The 2,648-nt window shown below is 38.9% G+C and carries 3 protein-coding genes; all 3 read left to right on the top strand.

The genetic code is table 11. The annotated features are described in order from the left end of the window. Nucleotides 1-495, top strand: a 495-nt coding sequence (locus A5875_RS07480) for an ABC transporter permease (protein ID WP_176244630.1), incomplete at its 5' end; no start/stop codon positions are given. 14 nt (nt 496-509) lie between these two features. Beyond that, a complete protein-coding gene (locus tag A5875_RS07475) occupies nt 510-1,715 on the top strand; it encodes an ABC transporter ATP-binding protein (protein WP_088933018.1) in 1,206 nt (401 codons plus the stop codon). Between the two features lie 2 nt (nt 1,716-1,717). Beyond that, on the top strand, nt 1,718-2,648 hold a 931-nt coding region (locus tag A5875_RS07470), incomplete at its 3' end, for a class I SAM-dependent methyltransferase (protein WP_141108334.1).

Raw genomic sequence — 2,648 nt, 5'->3', positions numbered from 1 at the left:
GTATTTAACATTCGTATTTTGCCATCGGTAAAATTATTTTCGGCTTTGTATATGCATATATTTTTTATCATCATTGCCTTTATCGTGGGGATTTTTAATCATGTAACACCTGGTCTGCATATTTTGCAGATGTTCTATTATCTCTTTGCGATGATGATGTTCTTGACAGGATTGACTTGGATCACGTCTTCGATCCAGCCATTCTTCCCGGACATTAATCAGTTCATCACGGTTATTATGCAAGCATTAATGTGGGGAACTCCCGTCTTATGGAGTATCAATCAATTTGAGGCACATCCCACAATTCAATTTATTCTGAAATTTAACCCAATGTTCTATGTTGTCCAAGGTTATCGGGATGCATTCTTTGGGGAGCAATGGTTTTGGGAAAAGCCGTTATTAACGATCTATTTCTGGGTCGTAACTTTAATTCTATTAGTGGTCGGCAGCATTGTCTTCAAACGCTTGAAGCCACATTTTTCTGATGTTTTATAAGGAGATAAATCTAAATGACTGAAACAGTAATTGAAATCAACCACTTAACAAAGAAATACGATATGTATAAAAAACCTTCTGATCGTTTGAAGGAAGCGCTAAGTCCTACTAGAAAAACCTATCATGAAGTTTTTTACGCCTTGAATGATGTAAATGTAGAAGTAAAAAAAGGTGAGATGATTGGTTTTATCGGAGAAAATGGTTCTGGTAAATCAACGATTTTGAAGATCATTACCGGGGTATTGACTCCTTCAGAAGGTGAAATCAAAATCGAAGGAAATATTGCAGCGCTTTTGGAACTTGGTTCTGGCTTCAATCCTGAATACAGCGGCTATGAAAATATTTTTCTTAATGGGATGGTTTTAGGCTTTTCGCGTGAGGAAATGCAGGAAAAGGTCGATGACATCATTAATTTCGCGGATATCGGCGACCATCTGTATCAGCCAGTCAAAACGTATTCCAGCGGGATGTTTGTGCGTCTTGCTTTTGCGGTGGCGATCAATGTCGACCCTGATATCTTGATCGTCGATGAAGCCTTGGCAGTAGGTGACTTGGAGTTCCAATTGAAATGTATGGAGAAATTTACTGAGCTGCGAAATGCAGGTAAAACGATCCTCTTTGTATCTCATGATGTAAACGCAGTTCGTCGTTTTTGCGATCGAGTTTATTGGTTGAAGAATGGTGTGGTTGAAGCTGAAGGCGAAACGATGGAAATCACCGAGACCTACGAAAACTTTTTGAAGAAGAAATCATTAAAAACGATTGATCGTGATAATTCTACATCAGAAGATTTTTCTGCTTATGACATTGTAGAAGTAAAATCAGCTGAATTGCTGGATGGCGATTTACAACCGTTAGAAATCATTGAACAAGACAGCAAAGTCGTTGTCAAAGTAATTTATGATGTGAAAGATGACTCGATTAAGAAGCCAGTACTTGGTGTAGCGATTCGAACGGTCGACAATAATTATGTTTGTGGATTGAATACGTTATTAGATGAAGAATCGATTCCTTGGAAAAAGGGAGAAAATGTTTTCTATTTAGAATATGAAAAAATGGCACTTTTAGGCGGCGAGTATTATTTCGACGTAGCCCTTTTTGAAGAAAATGCAACTGTGCCGTTAGTATACAAAACAAGATATGTGACCATGTTCATTACTGGGAAATATGTCGGCGAAGGCATCGTCGTTTTGGATCATAAGTGGAAGGATACGATTTAATTATGAAGTATGATTTTGATTTGTCGCTTGAAGAGCATACGAGTGTAGGAAAAATCATCAGTCAAATCACTGACGGTTCTTCTGTTTTAGAATTTGGTCCCGGCAATGGCCGAATGACCCAATATTTGATCAACGAAAAAAAATGTGAAGTATCGATCGTCGAATTTGATCCGGTCTTATTTGAGCACGTCATGGGCTTTGCCCAGGACGGCTTTTTAGGAAACATCGAAGAATACAAATGGAACGAACATTTCGCTGGTAAGAAGTTTGACTTTATTATTTTTGCGGATGTTTTGGAGCATTTGACGGATTCGGAAAAAGCATTAGACGAAGCCAGCAAATACTTGGCGCCTAATGGCGAGATTTTACTGACTTTTCCCAATTTGGCACATAATTCTGTCTTGATCGATCTATTTAATAATAAGTTGGATTGGAAACAATATGGCTTACTAGATCGGACTCACAATAGTTTTTATACGCAGCAGGGCTTTGAAGAGCTGTTCGAACGGATCGGCCTATCAATTCGGCGAGAAGATTTTACCTACTCGCAGGTTGGACAAAATGAGTTGTCAGCCAGCTACGAGGAATTGCCGGAAATGGTCCGCTATGATTTTAAAAATCGACCGTTTGGCGAAGTTTATCAGTATTTCTATGCGCTGCGTAAAGAAACAGTTGAACATCCGGAACGGGTGGAGCCAATCAATTCCAATTACAATAAACAGATGCAGCTTGCTTATCTAATCAATGACAAGTTTGAAGTTGAGCCTTATATTTTTAATAATCAAACCAATGAGAATAAAACGACGGTCCATCAAGCACCAGCGAGTACTGAGAAGTTACGGATCGTTATCGGCAAGGTTCCAGCGTCGATCCAGCTATCCGTTGTCGTTGATAATAAACTGCTGAAAATCGAGGAAACGAATGCTTCTTGGT

The organism is Enterococcus sp. 3H8_DIV0648 (assembly GCF_002140655.1).
Taxonomy (GTDB): domain Bacteria; phylum Bacillota; class Bacilli; order Lactobacillales; family Enterococcaceae; genus Enterococcus_A; species Enterococcus_A hulanensis.
The sequence above is the reverse complement of the archived record's forward strand: the minus strand, read 5'-3'. Positions and strand labels throughout refer to the sequence as shown.